This is a genomic window from Alkalicoccobacillus murimartini (assembly GCF_030813245.1).
In the GTDB taxonomy this organism is placed as follows: Bacteria; Bacillota; Bacilli; order Bacillales; family Bacillaceae_D; genus Alkalicoccobacillus; species Alkalicoccobacillus murimartini.
Map to the genome: position 1 here is coordinate 680,016 of NZ_JAUSUA010000002.1, position 18,917 is coordinate 698,932.

Below are 18,917 nucleotides of genomic sequence, written 5' to 3' on the forward strand. Positions count from 1 at the left end.
ACAGTAAAATTCCAAACATTTCAAGTTCTTGCCGATATAAAAGAGAGAATGAAAAAGGGGAGACAGATATGAAGCTCACATTCAAAAGAACACAACCACCCATTGTCGCTGAACCAGAGCACATGGTGGATTTCAACCCACCTGAGGATATCTTAATTCAATTAGAGATGATCCATCTATCAAAAAAAGATATCATTCATCTCATGCAGATCAAACATGCCGTTTGTGCTTCAATCGACGAAATAACCGATTCATTTTACCAATCCATTATTCAACAACCAAATTTACTTTCCATGATCAATGCTCATTCTTCTGTTGAAAAGCTTAAAAATACGTTAAAAGCTCATATACTAGATATGTTTTCAGGAACTTTAAATAGAGATTTTGTAGATAAACGAAAACGAATTGCCACTGCTCATGTTCGTATTGGCTTACAATCGAAGTGGTATTTAGCTGCTTTCTGTAATTTGCAATCAGCCATTTTTCAAGTCATAGCCAAAGATTCACGTTTGCTCGATTCACAAAAATTTGAAGCCTTTGATTCTATCGCCAAAATCCTTAGTTTTGAGCAGCAGCTTGTTATGGACTCCTATGAAAAACAGGATCAGGTGCGTAATGAACAAGAACACGCTCGCCGAACAGAACTTTTAGATCGAATGAATCAATCGGCCGGAGAGTTAGCAGCAATATCTATTGAAACCAACACGTCCATTCAGGCAACTGAATCTCATGCCCATTTGATTAATGACATCGCTCGTGAAGGCATGACACTTGCAATCAAATCAGCCACATTATGCAAAGATGGCCAAACACATATGCAGGATCAAAAAGAGCAATCAACCATGCTAGAGAATCACATCCACAAAGTAACTGCTCAAACAGATCGGCTCCACGCCAGTACAAAAGAAATTACAGATATTATTGGGATGGTAAGCTCTATTGCAGAACAGACAAATTTACTAGCTCTAAATGCTTCCATTGAAGCCGCAAGAGCGGGAGACGCAGGTAAAGGGTTTGCGGTCGTTGCAGAAGAGGTCAGGAAACTCGCTGAAGAAACCAGGTTGGCCACTACACACATCAAAAAACTAATCGCAGATACAGCCGAACAAATGGACAATGTCTCATCTGCCATGACAACCATTGATTCCTCTATGAAAAAAACACAGATGCTAACAGGTCAGGCCGCCTCATCATTTACACGCATCCAGGATTCAACCAATCTAAGCAAACAGCAAAATGATACAATCACAGAAAAGATCACAGAACTACTTTCAAAAATTGACGGAATGAAACAAGACGCTATGCAGGTGTCTATCTCCGCGGATCGCCTAAACGAAATGAATCATTAATTTATGTAAAGGGACTGGAAAGAACTGCTTTAGCTATCTAAAAACCCGAAAGATTATGCTGTTAATCTCGCATGATCTTTCGGGTTTTTCTCGTTATAAGAGAGCGAGGTCACCGCTCCGGACATACACTCCGCTTTCCATGGGAGTCTACATGTATGTCCTACGCTAGTTTTAGCTCATTTGTAAGGGGACAAAGACTACATACTATTACGCTTCTTTTGTCTGTCCACGTTGACGAAGAACATCGATGTAAACGGCTAGGATAATAACCGCACCAATAATGGTCATCTGTAAATCAGAAGAGACATTTAATAAATTCAAGCCATTTCTCAAAACAGCAATGATTAACGTACCAATCATCGTTCCCCAAACCGTTCCAATTCCACCAAATAAACTCGCCCCACCAATGATGACTGCGGCAATTGCATCAAGTTCATACCCCATCCCTGCTAGTGGAAAGGCCGAGTCTACTCTTCCTACCATTACTAATCCCGCAACACCCGCCAATAGACCACTTGAGGTATAGACAAGGATTAAGATCTTATCCACATTTATACCGGAAAGTCGGGCCGCTTCTTTGTTTCCTCCAATTGCGTAGATATAGGTGCCAATTGTCGTCCTCGTCAAAAAGAAATGCATAGCCACATATAAGAAGATGACAACTAAAAAACTGACTGGAACCGGACCAATTGATCCGCTGCCAATATATTGAATAGAAAATGCAAATCCTGCAATAGGAGCAGCCCCAGTAATAATAAGGGCAAAACCTCTGGCAATGTTCATCATTCCTAATGTTGAGATAAATGGATGTGGCAAGCGTAGCTTTGTTAAAGCCAGTCCATTTAGCCATCCAAAAAATGCCCCTACCGCTAAACAAGAGATAATCCCAAGCACAGGACCTAACCCCCAGTTAACAGAAACAACCCCCATGACCATAGCTGAGAGTGCCAGCAAGGATCCTACTGATAAATCAATGCCCGACGTAAGAATAGGTAGTAACACAGCAAGTGCCAGAATGGCAATAATACTTGCCTGACGTGTAATGTTAAACATATTATCAACTGTAAAGAAGTACTCTGTGGAAAATGAGAGAATGATACAGAGAATTAATAAGCCAAAAAGCGCACCAAACTTAGTCAAAAAATCGCGATAAAAAGAAGATGATTTCGTGTCTGCGGTCTCCGTATTTTGTTGTAGCTCTGCCATATTATTTGCCCCCTGTCGCCGCTCTCATGATCCGTTCCTGAGATGCAGTTTCCCTATCAAAATCTCCTGTAAGCGTACCTTCATGCATCACTAATATGCGATCACACATTCCCAATAGTTCAGGTAACTCGGAGGAAATGACTACTACAATCTTTCCTTTTTCAATCAATTCATTCATTAATCTATACACTTCCACCTTTGCCCCAACATCAATACCCCGTGTTGGTTCATCAAAGATAAAAACCTCAGCATCCGTTGAAAGCCATTTGGCAATAACCACCTTTTGTTGGTTTCCACCACTTAAAAAACGCGCCTTCATTCCAGCTTTGGCTGGTTGAATGTTCAACTCCTGTACATAGTGCTCCCCATTCTTATATAGAGCCCGTTTTTTCAACACCCCTGCTTGTTTATACTTAAATAAAGATCCGAGATTTATATTAAATCGAAGGGTTTGTCCTAAAACTAATCCTTCACCTTTTCGATCTTCCGTTATAAAAGCAAGGCCTGCCTGGATGGCGTCTTTTGGGGAATTGATGGTCATTTCCTGACCAAATATAGAGATTGAGCCTTGTGTTTTGGGATCTGCGCCAAATATGGCTCGGGCAAGTTCGGTTCGACCTGCGCCCACAAGCCCAGCAAGTCCGAGAATCTCCCCTTGATAGGCAGAAAATGAAAGAGGTTCTGGATACATCGCGATCTGTAACCCATCTACACGCAACCCTTCCTTTCCTCGCTCAGATTCAATTTTAGGAAATTTCTCATTAAGTGTTCGTCCAACCATCAGTTCGACCATTTTATCCGAAATTGTCTCTTTAACTGGCAATGTCTCTACCTTTAATCCATCTCTTAAAATAGTGACCCGGTCACCAAGCTCCTTAATCTCCTCCAACCGGTGAGATATAAAAATAATAGCAAGGCCTTCTTTTCGTAGCTCCTTTACAGATGCAAAGAGCTGCTCTACTTCTGTTCCACTTAAACTAGAAGTAGGTTCATCCATAATTAATAGCTTCGCATCAGTTGTCAAAGCCTTAGCAATTTCAATAATTTGCTGTAAACCAATACCTAGTGATCCTGTTCTCTTCTCAATTAAATCCGGATTCTGCCCCAGGCGTATAAGTAGCTCTCTTGCCTTCCTTTTCATATGTTTACGATTAAGCATGCTAAAGCGATGTCTTTCGTTCCCTAAAAAGATATTCTCATATACTTTTAATTCCGGAATCATATTTAATTCTTGGTAGATCGTTGCAATGCCAACATTCATGGAATCAGAAGGAGTTTCGAAGGTTACCTTTTCTCCCTGCCAATACATCTCCCCTTCATCCATGGAATACGCTCCCGTTAACATCTTTATTAACGTTGATTTTCCCGCCCCATTCTCTCCTAATAACACGTGCACTTCTCCAGCTTCCACATCGAGATCCAACCCTTTTAAGACCTCTGTACCGGAAAAAGACTTTTTGACTTGTATAACCTGAAGCAATGGTTCACTCATCTACTCACCCTCTCCAAGTATGTGTTATCGATTAAGGACTCCTCTGATAAATTCTGCTTGTTCAGGCGCTGAATCCTCCGTAATGGTTTGAATTTCCGTTGGGATTCTTGCTTCTACCTCCTGTCCACTTGCCGCCTTTGCTGCCGCTATAACAGACTGGTATCCCATATCATAAGGGCTTTGTGCAATCGTTCCTGACAACCCTCCTGCAATGATATTTTCCGTTGCTTCAAGATTTCCATCTGTGCCTATCACAGGAATATCTAAATTCGTTTGATTAACAGCGCGATAGGCTCCAATCGCCATATCATCACTTGCAGCATAGATGCCTTTAATTTCTGGATTTCTTTGTAGGATATTTGATGCCACATTAACTGACTCAGACTTATCGCTGTCGCCAGATTGCCTTGCTGCAATTAATACTCCATTCTCCTCCAAGACATCAACTGCACCATCAATTCGAGAATCAATTGCTGTGTTTCCAGGCATTCCTGTAATTAACGCTACCTCATCTCCTTCTTCCACACTTTCAAGCATCAACTTACCAGCAGCTTGTCCTGCCGAATAATTATCTGTCCCTACGAAGGACGTCTTTTTGTCCCACTCTACATCTGTATCTAATAATAAAACTGGAATATCTCTTTCATAAGCACGTTCTAATGCCGGCACTACAGATGATGGCTGAATAGGCGCAATGACAAATGCATCGGGTTGCTGAACAATGCCATCCTCAATTAAATTAACTTGGTCCATAATTTCCGATTCAGCAGATGGACCCGTCACTCTTACATCAATACCTAATTCTTTGCCGGCCTCCATTGCCCCAGCCTCTACCAGCTGCCAATACTCGCTGCTTAAGGTCTTTAACACAACCGTCACTTGTGTTGTTGATTCTTCTGCATTGGTTGTTGAGCAACCAACAAGCAACCCACTTACGCAAATACCAATTAAAAACAAACCAATAGACTTCAAGGTTTATCTCTCCTCCCGTATATCTCGTAAGCTTGACTCGCCTTCATGTGACTATTCCGCTCTGTTATTTACTTTACTAATATAGTGAAACTTCTAACACATACTCACATTTTAAAAGATTAGTCGGATTTTGTCAGTTAAGTAGTTAGATAATTTCACGTAATAATAACATTCTGACAATTTAACATAAAAAAAAGCCCTTAACCTTTTTAAAGGCTACAGGGCATAAATTTGACTATAGATTGGCTACTAGTATTGGAGTACTAATTAATCAATTAGTCCAAATAAACGAGGTAGCCATAAACTAATCTCTGGGATAAACGCAACGGCTAACAGAGCAACAACCATAGGTATATAAAAAACTAACAACGGTTTTATCACTTGTTCCACACTAACGTTCCCCACCTTACTCCCTATAAAGAGCACGGTTCCTACAGGAGGTGTAGTTGTTCCAATCGCTAAACCAAGTGACATAATCATACCAAAGTGGACAGGATGAATGCCTAAAGAGGTAGCAACCGGAAATAAAATTGGGGTAAAGATAAGCAAGGCTGGAGCAATATCCATAAATGTTCCTAGAACTAATAGGAGCAAAACCATAATTAAAACTAATAATATTCCATTCTCGGTGATTCCAAGTAACCCACTTGAAACGGCCTGGGGAATTTTTGAATAAGACAACACCCACGACATGGCACTCGAAGCACCAATAAGTAGGAGTATTATCCCTGAAAATATAACTGTGTCTTTTAAGATAATTGGAATGTCTTTAAATTTCAAACTACGATAACAGAGACTTAACAGGATAGAATAGAGGACGGCCACTGCCGCACCTTCTGTTGCTGTAAAAATCCCCCCTGCTATTCCTCCAATCACAACAACGATTAGGAATAAAGCAGGAATCGCTTGAAGAATTACCTTTAGTGCTTCAGAAAATGGCACGGGGTTTTCAACAGAATATCCTTTTCTTTTAGCGATTATGTAAGCCACCACCATCACTAGAAATGCCATAAGGAAACCTGGCAAATAACCAGCGATAAATAATGCACCTATCGAGGTTCCACCCGTTAAAAGAGAGTATAAAATAGGCGTTCCACTTGGTGGAATAACAAGACCCGTTGGAGCTGATGCGATGTTCACTGCTGCGGAGTATGAAGGATCGTACCCTTCTTTCTTCTGCATAGGACCCATAATTCGCCCCATCGTAGCAGCTGAGGCAATCGCTGATCCAGAAATGGACCCGAATAACGTGTTACCGATTACATTTGTGTGCGCTAACGACCCCGACATTCTTCCACCTAGGAGTTTAGCTAGATTAATAAGCCGTAATGCAATACCACCTGTATTCATGATACTTCCAGCTAACGTGAAAAACACTAAAGCCAGTAATACAAAGCTATCAATTCCCGTAATAAACTGCTGTGAGAGGACCATTAGTGCATCCCAAAACGGCAGGATCACTAAAGCAGCTGAAAAAGAGGCAATACCAATACCAATACTGATCGGCACCCCAATTATGATCAATAGAAAAAATACGGAAAAGAGAACGATCCCAGTTAAGACAATATCATTCATGCAGCTTCCCTCTTTTCATTCGCTAGTTTAGCAGCATCAATCTTCATATTCAGCACTTGATAGAAGATGATTAGTACTCCAGCTAAGGGTAGTACACCGTATACAACACCCATAGGCAATCCAAGTACGGGAGATACCTGATTAAGGGTTTCCAACACCAATCTAGATCCGCCTACCACAAAAACAAGGACAGCAAAAACAAGAATACTACTATCAATTACCAGGTTGGATACTCTCTTTTTCCGCCCCTCAAACCTTGATGTAAGAAATGTTAGAGCAAGATGCTCTCTATGTCCAAACGCATAACTGGCACCCAAAAATCCAATCCATATTAACGAAAATCTCAAAACTTCTTCTGTGAAAACACTTGGATTTTGGAGAACAAACCTTGTAAACACCTGCCAAATTGCGCCGACAACAAGGAAGACTACTAACACACTTGAAAATCCAATAATGATGCGGTCAATCACACTTTTGATTCTCTCCACGATTCATCCACCTCTTTATTCTAGATTTGAAAACGCATCCAAAATTTCTGCTATTTGTGGATTTTCTCTACTCTCTTGTACTAAAGGTTCGACTAACTCGCGAAATGGTTCTTGATCTACTTCATTAAATGTGACGCCCATCTCTTCTTCTGCTTGCACGACGCCTTCATCAATCATGTCTTTCCAACGCTCATTGTGTTCAAGCGTTGAAGCTTTTGCCTCTTCCTCGATAATCGCTTGTTCTTCTTCTGTTAATCCATTCCACGTCTGATCACTCATAATTAAAAAGTCAGGAATACGTGTATGTTCGTCGTATGAAAAATACTTTGCTACCTCTCCATGATTCGCGTCAACTAATGCAATAGAGCTACTCTCAGCGCCATCAATAACACCTTGCTGAAGTCCTGTATATACCTCTGATGCTGGCAACGGAGTTGGTGCTGCTCCTAATAGCTTCATGGTTTCAATCGATGTTTTGTTTGTCATGACTCTGATCTTTAAACCAGATAAATCCTCAGGTTTCTCTATTGGATTATTTGCAGTATAGAAGCTTCTAGCTCCTGCATCAAAGTACGTGATTCCTTTTAATCCGATATCTGCTAAGTCCTCATACATCTGTTGAACAGTATCCGAGTCCATCACACGTTCAAAATGCTCTTCATCACTGAACACATACGGCAAACTAAAAACAGAAAAAGAAGGATCAAAACTTTCCAAAGCCCCCGCGTTAACTTTGACCATGTCAATTACACCTGTTTGTACTAATTCAAGCATGACACGTTCATCACCGAGTGCTCCATTTGGATAAATCTCTAGGTCCAAATTGTCGGTTGTTCGTTCATTCACTCCACTAGCAAAATCCTCTAAACTCTGATAAACAGGAGCAGAATCGTTGTGGATATGAGCAATTGTTAAAGTCTTTGTCTCACTTCTCGCTTCAATGATTTGCGGAATTGCAAATGAAGCGCTTCCAATGATCAGTATAGAAATTCCAAGCGCAACTGGTACCTTTCCTTTCATTTTCTTCACACCCCTTGTATACAAACAAAATGTGACCATAAAAAAAACTGCTAATATAATGATACAAAGCCCATTATATTAACAGTAAGCGCTTTCGTCTTATTGAATGTAGAAATCTTTCTCATTATCGGAAATAAAAACCTAGTAACCGTCTTAAAACGGCTGGACAGGGATCGTTCCCTTCTGATAAGAATCCGTTAACACTTGTTGTACATTTTGGACATAATGAAGCTTAGTCTCCTCATTGTACAAGCTCGTTTCTTTCGGAAACTCGATAACTTGATCCAATTGATTGTTTAAAACACCTAGCACCTGAACATGAACCGCGGCAGTAGAATAATCGCATGGTGGCTGAGCCTTATCATCGTGCACAGCTTTCAGACACCAATTAAGTTTATCGATATGGGGAATATGTGGATTTCCATAATCCTTTGTTGTTCCATCTTTAAACTTGGCAAGCATCGTTGGCTGTTCATCCTCTGAGTTAAAGTAAATCGTTCCCTTTTCAAATTCATATTCAAAAATAGGTCCTTCACTTTCTTCTACCGCATGAGATGCATTAAAGAGTAATTCCGTGCCAGTCTCTGTCTGCATTTTCACTAAGCATGTATCAAAGGTTTCAATATCATTCACACGGTACAACTGTGCTTCTACATTCTTAACAGCAGCACTTGTCTCTATTTGGTCACCCAGCATATAGAACATATTATGAAGAAAATGCGCTGTGGCATTATTCGCAATGCTATCCATAATCATGACACCTTGTGGGCTATGTTTTTTTCCCGCCCAAGAAGAACGATTAAAATAATCCTCTGTTCGCGGCCAAAGAACCAATGTTTTTAATTGAATCGCTTTGCCGAATACGCCGGCCATGATGTCTTGTTTTAATGATTGAATGGATTCAGTGAAAGACCAATTAAAGCCAATAGCTGCCCATTTCCCTGTTTTTTCAGATGTTTCCTTCCATAACGGCAAATCTGTCGGATCACCCGTTAGTGGCTTTTCACAGAGAACGTGACTTCCTTGCTCCATCGCATAGATTGCTTGTTTTGTATGCAAATGGATTGGCGTAGATATGATGGCGAGATCCGCTGAGTGATTCTCATAAAAAGCTTCTACCGTTTTAAAAATAGGGATCGTTCTTTCTTTTAAAACGTCAAAGAAGCTGCTCTTTTCGGCAGCAATTTCAACTACCCCTATGAGGATAGCGTCTGTTCGTTCAAGCAATGACCGTAAGTAACTCTCTCCATACCCGTTGATTCCGATTAATACGACCTCAGCCTGTTTTACACTCATTTTTCTACCTCCCAGCCATTTAAGCGCACAGCCTGATTCTGGGCCTCAACTGCCAATTCAGCAACTCGAAACACATGCTCTTGTGACATGGCTTGCTCAGTGCCATTCTGGCAATCTTTCAGTAATTCATAAAAATATGGTTTGCCTACCCTGCCACTAACAGGAACATAAAGCTCTTCCGTTTGCGTCACAATATACAAATGGTCTTTCTCTTTTGAACGTGCTACATCAACATATTTCCTAAGTTCGATATAGCCATCTGTTCCAAATAGAACGGTCCGTCCATCTCCCCAAGTTGGTAATCCATCGGGTGTAAACCAATCAACTCGAACATATTGAGTCGCTCCATTATTACCTAGCAATGTCGCGTCCCCGAAATCTTCCCAGTCTCCATACTCTGGATGCTGATAGTTAGCCGTTTTACTATGAAGGACTTTTGCATCCGTTGCCCCAGAATAGATTAAGAATTGATCTATTTGATGGCTGCCAATATCTGTTAGGATTCCACCATTTTGCTCGGGATCAAAAAACCAATCGTCTCTAGTTTCTTTCTTCAAGCGGTGGGGACCAGATCCAGTTACTTGAAAGACTCGACCTATTAATCCTTTTTCAACAATATGCTGTGCAAGCACAGCTGACTCCACACCCAAACGTTCACCGTAAAAAATAGCCCACGTTTTATTTGATGATTCAACAGCTTTTCTTGCTTGTTTGACTTGTTCTATTGTGGTAAATCCTGCTTTTGCCGAAAAAAAGTGCTTATCATGTTTCAGTACGTTTAGTCCTAGTCCAGCTCGTTCAGCAGGAATGATACTTGTTGCAATCATTTCAGAAGAATCCTCTAACACCTCTTCAATTGATTCAGCCGCTATCGCTGTAGGATAGGCCTTTAGTAGCTTTTCTTGCTTTTTCACATCTCGATCAAAGACATGATGAAGGGTTGCGCCAGCCTGGCATAACCCTTCAACCATTCCAAAGATATGAGGATGATCCATTCCAATAACAGAAAAAGAAAAAGGTTCTTCGATTTGACGATTTGCATCAATCGATTGAATGATGTCATCAATAGTTGCTTGTAATCCCATCTAAAAACCTCTCCTTTTTATTCTTTATACATGTTTAGTATATCGTTCTTTCATCTGTTGGAGAACTTCATCTCCTGGACGGTCCCAAATCTCTTGATTAATAATTTCTACTTCGATTGGACCATGATAGCCTGCCGCTTCTACTTGAGTACGCATGCCATTCAGGTCAATCACTCCATCACCCATCATGGCACGTCCTTTAAACATATCAAGCATCGGTACTTTCCAATCAGATACATGGAAACCAAGAATGCTACCTTTAGCCGCCTCAATTTCCTGTGCTAGTTGTGGATCCCACCATACGTGGAATACATCAACAACAACCCCTACTTGTTTGGAATTATAGTACTGTACTAAAGAATTGGCTTGCCCTAATGTATTAATAACAGAACGGTCTGCGGCATACATTGGATGCAATGGCTCAATCCCAAGCTTCACACCATGCTGTTCAGCGTAAGGAATAATAGCCTCAATTCCCTCCTGAACATGTTTACGCGCTTGAACTAAATCTTTATCAGGAGAAGGACCGCAAACAAGCACTAACGTGTCTGTATTGATCTCAGCCGCTTCTTCAATGGCGCGCTTATTGTCTTCAATTCTTTTGTCTCGCTCTTCTTGAGTAGCTGCAGGAAACATTCCCCCGCGACAAAGACTGGAGACCTTGATCCCGCTTTGCTTTAAGTGGGCTGCCGTTTCTTTCACTCCATACTCAGCTAGCTTGTGACGCCAGATTGAGATCCAAGGTACTTCATTACGTTCACAGCCATCTATTGCTTCAGATAAAGACCAGTTTTCCGTTGTAATTTGATTTAGACTTAGCTTGCTTAATTCTGCTTGGCCACTCATGTGAGCACCTCCTGTTCAATTCCAGCAAGTTGCAATACACGGTTCATACGAGTCACAGCAAGCTCAGGATCTTCAATTAAATTAGCCTCGTCCATTAGCTTAAATAGCTTTGTAAGATGCTGAATAGAACGAGTTCCCTCTGCTCCACCAATCATTTTAAAATGAGACTGATGACCATTTAAATAGGCCATAAATACAATACCCGTTTTATACGCATAGGTAGGTGTCTCAAAAATATGACGGCTTAATGCAATGGTCGGTTCTAGAACACGGTTATAGGTCTCAAGATCATTACGATCAAGAGCTTTTAGCGCATGTGATGCAGCAGGTGCAATGGCATCAAAAATCCCTAAAAGGGCATGACTATATCCTTGCTCATCACCTGCAATTAACTCTGGATAGTTAAAGTCGTCCCCTGTATACATACGTACAGATTCCGGAAGTAGTCGACGCATTTTGATCTCTTTGTCTTTATCGAGCAACGAGATCTTAATTCCGTCCACTTTTGCTTCGTTTTGATGAATCATTTCTAAACAAACGTCCATGGCCCGATCATAATCCGCTTCACCCCAATATCCTTGAAGTGCCGGATCAAACATTGGTCCAAGCCAATGAAGAATAACTGGTTTAGTCGTTTGGCCTAAAATCTGCCCGTAGACATGACCATAGTCCTCAGGACGTTTAGCTGTACGTGCCAATGCACGACTAGCCATCAAAATGATTCCACTATCTTGACTTTCAACAAATTCACATTGTTCGCTATACGCGCGAATAATATCATCTAATGAATGCTCTACACTTAAATCTAAGTGGTCAGTCCCTGCACCTGAGGCAATTAATCCGCCTACACGTTTAGCTTCGATTGACGATTGTTTGATTAGTTCCTGAGCGCTTTCCCAAGACAATCCCATACCGCGCTGTGCCGTATCCATGGCTTCAGCCACACCAAATCCTAGTGAATATAAATGTCTACGGTAATGCAGTGTTCTCTCCCAATCAATCTCCCCACCAAGTACAGGGTGGCTGGATGAAAGAGGGTCAACAACCACATGTGCTGCAGAATAAGCCGTACGGGAGGAAAAGCCCCCCGTACCACTAAATGCAGCTGGTGATCCCTTTAATGTATAGGTCTCAAGTGTACGATCTTCGGTTGGAAGTTTAATAGAATATCCCATCATATGCCTCCTATAGCTTCAAATCTGGTACGTCTACCCACTTACGACCATGCCATGCTTCCAATCCAAGGTCTGAAAGCTGAGTACCTTTTGCTCCTTCAAGTAGATCCCAAGGGAATGCATCACCTTGATGAATATGCTTAAGGAATAGCTCCCATTGAATTTTAAAGCCATTGTCGTACGTTTCATTTTCAGGAACCTGCTCCCACTGCTCTTGGAATGCAAACGGGTTAGGAATATCTGGGTTCCACGTTGGACGCGGAGTCTGCACACGGTGCTGCGTTTTGCAGTCACGTAGTCCAGCCACTGCACTTCCAAGCTTGCCATCCACTTGAATTGTTAATAGATCATCACGATCTACACGTGTGGTCCATGAAGAATTGGCCTGAATCACGGCTCCACTCTGCATTTCAAAAATTGCGTATGCCGCATCATCTGCGGTTGCTTTGTACGTCTCTCCATCTTCATCTACACGGCTTGGAATATGTGTAGCCCCTAAGCAAGTCAGTGACTTGATCTCGCCGAACAAATTGTCAATAACATAACGCCAGTGAGCGAACATATCAACGATAATTCCGCCGCCATCTTCTTCTCTATAATTCCAGCTCGGACGTTGACCTTCCTGCCAGTCTCCTTCAAATACCCAGTATCCAAAGTCAAGCTTCACAGAAAGAATCTCTCCAAAGTAGCCACTGTCGATCAGACGCTTCAGCTTTAACAAACCTGGAAGAAATAATTTATCTTGAACAACACCGTTTTTCACTCCTGCTTCTTGAGCTAATCTTGCTAGTTCAAGAGAGCCTTCAACGCTTGTTGCTGTTGGTTTTTCACAATAGATATGCTTACCTGCTGCGATGGCTTGCTTAATGCCCTCTGCACGGCGTACGGTTGTTTGGGAATCAAAATAGATTACATTATGGTCATCAGCAAGGGCTGCTTCAAGATCTGTTCCAATACGATCAATTCCATGAGTATCCGCAAGCGCCTGTAGCTTTGCTTCATTACGCCCTACTAGGATTGGATCTGGGTATAGCACGTCACCATTTGCTAGCTTGACGCCTCCCTCAGAACGAATTGCTACGATTGAACGAATTAAGTGTTGATTCGTCCCCATTCTTCCTGTTACACCATTCATGATAATACCAATTTTATGCGTTGCCATTTTTTTGTTCCCCTCTCTACTTTTAATCTATCTCTATCATAATTAAAGCGCATACATAATTCTTACTACATCAGGCAAGAAATTCTCATTTTCGGAAATAGAATCAATGACTTCCTTCTCAAGACTCAAAAATTTACTGGGTATTTTTCGATTCTGCCGCATATACTGCCTAAGATTACAAACGGAGAAAGGATGATATATATGAATGATCAGCTTGAATGGACCCTCAACGACCCTTACTTATACGGCTCTGCCTCAGAGTATCTAAATCAGATAGTTGAAGTACAAACAACGCGCGGAGCAGTTAGAGGAAAGTTACTAGATGCTCAACCCGATCATCTCGTTATTGAAATGGGCGGCACACCCTTTTTCGTTCGGACGCAGCAAATCATTTGGTTCTTTCCAGCAAAATAAAAAAACATCCTCCCTTGTGCATGTAACGAAACTTACTTAATAAGGAACGGAGGAACTTTTGTATGATTAAACGAATCAATAAATTACAAATTGAATTACCCCGCCCTGAACACGGAGACGCAAATGCAGCTGCGGCTGTTCAAGAGTTATTAGGGGGCAAGTTTGGGGAGATGTCTACATTAAACAATTACATGTTCCAATCGTTTAACTTCCGAGGAAAATCAAAATACAAACCCTTCTATGATTTGATTGCTAGTATTACAGCCGAAGAGTTTGGACACGTTGAATTAGTGGCCAATGCCATAAACCTCGTCTCCTATGGAACTACGTTTCCTGGAGACCCCGATACAGCTCCGCTTCAAAATGGAAAAGATGAACGATATTCAACCCATTTTACAACGACAGCGCAGACAGCTTTCCCGGGTGATAGCATGGGGAGGCCGTGGAACGGTACCTTTGTGAACAATAGCGGGGCATTAGTGGAAGACTTACTACACAATTACACATTAGAAATCGGTGCACGTAATCATAAAATGCGCGTATATCAAATGTCCACGAATCCTACAGTACGTGAGCTTTGTGGATACTTATTAGTTCGAGGAGGCACACACATCATTGCATACGCCAAAGCCATCCAAGTGGCTACTGGTGTCGACATCGGAAAGATGCTTCCCGTCCCCTATCCTGACAATACCAAGTTTGCTGAGGCAAACAAGTTTATTGATCAAGGTCTCTACAATGTCCTCTATACTTGGGGAGAACCTGAATATCGAGACATTAATCAAATTTGGAAAGGCCAAAATCCAGAGACGAATGAGCCACTTCGTGTAATTGATGGCGTCCCTGCAGGAGCACCCATACCTGATCTAGAGGAGACACCTCAGCTTTTTGCACCGGGCATTGATCCAGAACAATATGAACAAATACAAAAAAGGCTGAAAGAGAACCTTTAATCAAATAACATACTAAATCGGCCAGGAACTTTTTCTGGTCTTTTTGCATGTTTCAAACCCTAAAAAACCTCGTAAGCGTAGTCATTCTTAGTAAATTTTAGTTTTTAGGTAAAATGCCTAGACATCCCTCCTATAATGTTTTATTATAACCGCTTGTGCTAGTTAAAACGTACGGCAAGGGGTGATGAAATGAATCGTTTACAGGCTTCAAGAACAACCGTATTAATTGTGTTTATGCTTTCCACTTTTGCTATTGGAATGACTGAATATGTTGTAACAGGGTTGCTTACTCAATTCTCAATGGATCTCGATGTACCAATTTCCACAACAGGGCTGTTGCTCAGTGTATATGCATTAGGGGTCGCCGTATTTGGGCCGATCCTCCGGATGATTACAATCAAATTCCCAGCTAAAAAGCTGCTGATTATTTTTATGGGTATATTTGTAGCAAGTAACATTATTGCAGCAACAGCGCCAAACTTTGAGATGTTGCTCGTATCAAGATTACTGTCTGCCACCATGCATGCTCCATTTTTCGGTTTGAGTATGGCTGTAGCGGTTAACATTTCCACTCCTGAGAAACGGACTGCAGCCATTGCTGCTGTGCAGGGTGGTTTAACGATTGCCATTATGCTTGGGGTTCCTTTTGGCTCTTATCTTGGTGGAATCTTTGATTGGAGATATGTCTTCTGGTTCATCGCTTTAATTGGAGTCATTGCTTTTATTGGGATTATCTTAACAACACCAAACCACAAACCAATTGACACACCTAATCTAAAAAAAGAATTAGGTATGTTTAAAAATAAAAGTGTATTACTTGTTATTGCGATTATTGTTTTTGGATTCTCCGGTGTGTTTACAGCTTATACCTTCAAAGAACCAATGCTTAGAGAATTCGCAGGTTTTGAAGTGACTGGAATCACCGCCGCATTATTCTGCTTTGGACTTGGGGCAGTGATTGGAAACTTCGCATCTGGGCGAGTCATTCCGAAACTACTGACAGAACGACTTATGGGGGCACTTGTAGTACTTGCCGTCATCCTGGTATCGTTCACATACCTATTGCAGTTTCCTATAACAGCCTTTGTCGCTTGTTTCCTATTTGGAGTTGGGACATTCGGTACCACACCACTCTTAAATTCGAAAATTATTATCGCTGCCAGAGAAGCACCTTCCTTATCGGGAACCGTTGCAGCCTCTGTTTTTAATCTGGCAAATGCGATTGGCGCTTTTCTCGGTACGATGATTTTAGATATCAGTGCAAGTTATGTCATTGTAACGTTTGTAGCTGCTGGGTTAATTACCCTCGGAATTGTGCTTACCTTTATCACTCATAAAGTTGAGGACAAGTCTTTGTATGAATAAAATGAAGCCACCTTCCAATGTGGGAGGTGGCTTTTATTTTTCGTTATGAAGATTTCATTTTACTCCCTACCCACATATGTTGTCCGATACCGATTTGGCGGTACACCTATTTGTTTTTTAAAAACACGGTAGAAGGTGGATAGAGATTCAAAGCCAACTTCAAAGCAAATCGTCACAATATCGAGGTCTGTCTCTGTCAGCATTTTTTTGACCCTGGTTAAGCGCACTTCTGTTAGGTAGCGCATTGGGGTTTGTTCATAAACCTCTGTAAACATTTGGTTCATATATCGTGAGCTTATTCCCATTTTACTGGCCATTTCTTCAATACTAGCAATCTGATAGAAATTCGAGTCAATATACTCTTTTAACCAGCTGGATCGCAAAGTATTTGAGTCCTGTTGCGCCATCGACTGATTAGTTCTCATCAGAATAAATAAAAGCTGACTAAGCAACAGTTTTATTCCTAGCGTATATTCTATATTTTTTTGGGATTGTTCATATAACATCTTTCTGAGAAGCTGGCGGATCTCGCTGCTTATAAATAAATTAAGGCTCCATACTTTTGATTCCGCAAAAACAGGAGCAATGAGCTGATCACGACTTTCTACATCAACGTGTAAATGAGAGAACTCCAAAATAAGCACCGTCATTTTGGACGCTGCTAAAATAGAGTGCTCCGTATGTGGAGGGATAACGATCATACTGTCTGGTGCAAGAGGAAAATCACGTTCATTTATTTTACAACGACCCTGCCCATCTAGGACATAAAGGATTTGGTGTGTATCATGTGAATGAGGCTGAACATAATCTTTCTCTTTATGTTTGCTTTCATATAAGATGACATCTTGTTGATTTAGCACGGTAGAAACACTCCTCTGACCTCTTCTCTTCTTTAATCATATACGAAGAGGTCAGTAAGTGAAAGCGGTATACATTCTTAAACAGTTGAAGCCTTTAAGATATGGTCCTTTAAAATACGCGGGTTATTTGTAGTGATATAAACGTCTTCAAAAAAGGTTCGTTTACGGTTTATAATCAGCTCATCATCGATCGTCCAAACTCCTACGTGAATGCCTTTATTTTTAAGCTCTTCAATTAATTCAGGCTCCGCAAAATGGTGCTCAAGCATCAGATAACCCGCTTTTACATGATCCAATTGTTCAAGAATCAAATTAGGTAGCTGCCCGATGATTAGACCTCGATTGGCTTGTGGCGCTAGCTTAAAGATTCGCTCCACAGATACATGATCAAAAGATGCAAAGATCACTTGCTCCATCATATTTAATCGTTCTACTACTTCAACTACTCTTTCCTCCATGCCAGGATAACGAGACCCCACCTGCTTGAGCTCAATGGTCACCTTTTTCCCTGAATCTTTTATGGCTAGAAGTGCCTGCTCAAGACTTGGGATTCGTTGATCAAAAAAGCTTTCACGATACCAGCTTCCAGCATCTAGCTGCGAGAGCTCCTCATACGTATATTCTTTTACTTCCCCTATACCATTTGTCGTTCTCTCTAGCGTATGATCATGAATGACAACAGGAATCCCATCTTTACTTAAATGAACATCCAATTCAATGCCAAAGATCCAATCGTGATCTAGTGCTTTATAAAAAGCAGCCATCGTATTCTCAGGAGCAAAGCTCGACCAACCTCGGTGTGCGATACATTTCATTCATAATCACCCTTTCTTATTTAACTCCAGTATAGGTAAATGCACGAATGATCTGCCTTTGCGCAAGTAAAAACACAAACAGGACAGGAATCACAAGCAGCATATTACCTGCCATTAATGTGTTCCAGGAGACTCCACCTTCTGTATTACGAAGCTGAGCAATGCCAACCGGAAGAGTACGAGCATCATTATTTGTTGTCATCACAAGTGGCCAAAAATAGTCGTTCCAGTGTGTAATGAAGCTAAATAAAGCAAATGTAATTAAGGTTGGTTTCGCCAGTGGGACCATGACTCGCCACATGATTTTCCACTCGCTCGCATCATCTAGTCTTGCTGCTTCAATCAGTTCATGAGGTACTTGCTTAAAGGACTGCCGGAGCAAAAAGATTCCAAAGGCACTAGAGGCAAATGGTAGAATTAACGCCCACACTTGGTTGAGCAATCCCCAGTTACTCATCTGAATGTATACAGGAAGAAAGATAAGCTGTGCTGGGATCATTAACGTGATCATAATGAGCGCAAACAAAACCTTTTGTCCACGGAATTGGTAACGAGCGAATGCATACGCCGCTGGAACAACCGTGACAAACTGCAAAAGTAGAATACCACCCGTAACAAGTAAACTATTTGTTAGATACTGAAGGAACGGACCTGAATTCCATGCTGCTGCAAAATTCTGCCACTGCAGCACCTCTGGTAGCCATTTTGGCGGAAATGTCATCGCCTCTCCTAGAGTCTTTAAAGAGGTGGAAACCATCCAAACAAATGGAAAGATAAACAAGAGTGCTAGTAGGAGCAATCCCACTATATTTAGTGAGCGTTTTAACAAAATCATCAGGTGAGA

Annotated in this window: 18 protein-coding genes; 4 read left to right on the forward strand and 14 right to left on the reverse strand. The window is 41.3% G+C overall.

The genetic code is table 11. The annotated features are described in order from the left end of the window. The first annotated feature begins 68 nt into the window (after window positions 1-68). A complete protein-coding gene (locus J2S05_RS09835; RefSeq protein WP_306982300.1) occupies window positions 69-1,349 on the forward strand; it encodes a globin-coupled sensor protein in 1,281 nt (426 codons plus the stop codon). A gap of 207 nt (window positions 1,350-1,556) precedes the next feature. Here J2S05_RS09835 and J2S05_RS09840 read toward each other — a convergent pair whose 3' ends face one another. From J2S05_RS09840 to J2S05_RS09890, 11 genes are all read right to left on the reverse strand, one after another. After that, complete coding sequence (locus J2S05_RS09840) at window positions 1,557-2,555, reverse strand: ABC transporter permease (protein WP_306982302.1); 999 nt, start codon at window positions 2,553-2,555, stop codon at window positions 1,557-1,559. A 1-nt stretch (window position 2,556) separates the two neighbouring features. Then, window positions 2,557-4,047 carry a sugar ABC transporter ATP-binding protein gene (locus tag J2S05_RS09845; protein ID WP_306982304.1) on the reverse strand — a complete coding sequence of 497 codons (1,491 nt, stop codon included), beginning with the start codon at window positions 4,045-4,047 and terminating at the stop codon, window positions 2,557-2,559. 24 nt (window positions 4,048-4,071) lie between these two features. Next, entirely contained in the window at window positions 4,072-5,019 is a 948-nt protein-coding gene (locus tag J2S05_RS09850) for a sugar ABC transporter substrate-binding protein (protein WP_306982306.1), read from the reverse strand. Window positions 5,020-5,286: 267 nt separating this feature from the next. Beyond that, window positions 5,287-6,594: a TRAP transporter large permease gene (locus tag J2S05_RS09855; RefSeq protein ID WP_306982308.1), complete on the reverse strand. Its 1,308-nt coding sequence runs from the start codon at window positions 6,592-6,594 to the stop codon at window positions 5,287-5,289. Then, entirely contained in the window at window positions 6,591-7,082 is a 492-nt protein-coding gene (locus J2S05_RS09860) for a TRAP transporter small permease (RefSeq protein ID WP_306982310.1), read from the reverse strand. Before J2S05_RS09860 ends, J2S05_RS09855 begins: the two co-directional genes overlap by 4 nt. A 15-nt stretch (window positions 7,083-7,097) precedes the next feature. Continuing rightward, entirely contained in the window at window positions 7,098-8,102 is a 1,005-nt protein-coding gene (locus J2S05_RS09865; protein WP_306982313.1) for a TRAP transporter substrate-binding protein, read from the reverse strand. Window positions 8,103-8,255: 153 nt separating this feature from the next. Continuing rightward, window positions 8,256-9,398 (reverse strand): Gfo/Idh/MocA family protein, encoded by a 1,143-nt coding sequence (locus tag J2S05_RS09870; protein WP_306982315.1) that lies wholly within the window; start codon window positions 9,396-9,398, stop codon window positions 8,256-8,258. Then, window positions 9,395-10,483, reverse strand: coding sequence for a Gfo/Idh/MocA family protein (locus J2S05_RS09875; protein ID WP_306982317.1), 1,089 nt, complete (start codon window positions 10,481-10,483; stop codon window positions 9,395-9,397). Before J2S05_RS09875 ends, J2S05_RS09870 begins: the two co-directional genes overlap by 4 nt. A 24-nt stretch (window positions 10,484-10,507) precedes the next feature. After that, window positions 10,508-11,329, reverse strand: a complete 822-nt coding sequence (locus J2S05_RS09880; protein WP_306982320.1) for a sugar phosphate isomerase/epimerase family protein — start codon at window positions 11,327-11,329, stop codon at window positions 10,508-10,510. Then, on the reverse strand, window positions 11,326-12,504 hold the full coding sequence (locus tag J2S05_RS09885; protein WP_306982322.1) for a dihydrodipicolinate synthase family protein: 1,179 nt from the start codon (window positions 12,502-12,504) through the stop codon (window positions 11,326-11,328). Before J2S05_RS09885 ends, J2S05_RS09880 begins: the two co-directional genes overlap by 4 nt. Window positions 12,505-12,514: 10 nt before the next feature. Continuing rightward, window positions 12,515-13,666 carry a Gfo/Idh/MocA family protein gene (locus J2S05_RS09890; RefSeq protein WP_306982324.1) on the reverse strand — a complete coding sequence of 384 codons (1,152 nt, stop codon included), beginning with the start codon at window positions 13,664-13,666 and terminating at the stop codon, window positions 12,515-12,517. A gap of 201 nt (window positions 13,667-13,867) precedes the next feature. Here J2S05_RS09890 and J2S05_RS09895 point away from each other — a divergent pair, with 201 nt between their 5' ends. From J2S05_RS09895 to J2S05_RS09905, 3 genes are all read left to right on the forward strand, one after another. Next, window positions 13,868-14,080 carry a YuzF family protein gene (locus J2S05_RS09895; protein WP_306982326.1) on the forward strand — a complete coding sequence of 71 codons (213 nt, stop codon included), beginning with the start codon at window positions 13,868-13,870 and terminating at the stop codon, window positions 14,078-14,080. A gap of 62 nt (window positions 14,081-14,142) precedes the next feature. Continuing rightward, window positions 14,143-15,033 (forward strand): manganese catalase family protein, encoded by an 891-nt coding sequence (locus J2S05_RS09900; protein WP_306982328.1) that lies wholly within the window; start codon window positions 14,143-14,145, stop codon window positions 15,031-15,033. A gap of 189 nt (window positions 15,034-15,222) precedes the next feature. Next, window positions 15,223-16,398: an MFS transporter gene (locus J2S05_RS09905; RefSeq protein ID WP_306982330.1), complete on the forward strand. Its 1,176-nt coding sequence runs from the start codon at window positions 15,223-15,225 to the stop codon at window positions 16,396-16,398. 59 nt (window positions 16,399-16,457) lie between these two features. Here the strand turns inward: J2S05_RS09905 and J2S05_RS09910 are convergent, their stop codons facing one another. From J2S05_RS09910 to J2S05_RS09920, 3 genes are all read right to left on the reverse strand, one after another. Next, complete coding sequence (locus J2S05_RS09910; RefSeq protein WP_306982332.1) at window positions 16,458-17,258, reverse strand: helix-turn-helix domain-containing protein; 801 nt, start codon at window positions 17,256-17,258, stop codon at window positions 16,458-16,460. 77 nt (window positions 17,259-17,335) lie between these two features. Beyond that, window positions 17,336-18,073, reverse strand: coding sequence for a glycerophosphodiester phosphodiesterase (locus J2S05_RS09915; protein WP_306982335.1), 738 nt, complete (start codon window positions 18,071-18,073; stop codon window positions 17,336-17,338). Between the two features lie 16 nt (window positions 18,074-18,089). Continuing rightward, a complete protein-coding gene (locus J2S05_RS09920; RefSeq protein WP_306982336.1) occupies window positions 18,090-18,908 on the reverse strand; it encodes a carbohydrate ABC transporter permease in 819 nt (272 codons plus the stop codon). Window positions 18,909-18,917: the final 9 nt, after the last annotated feature.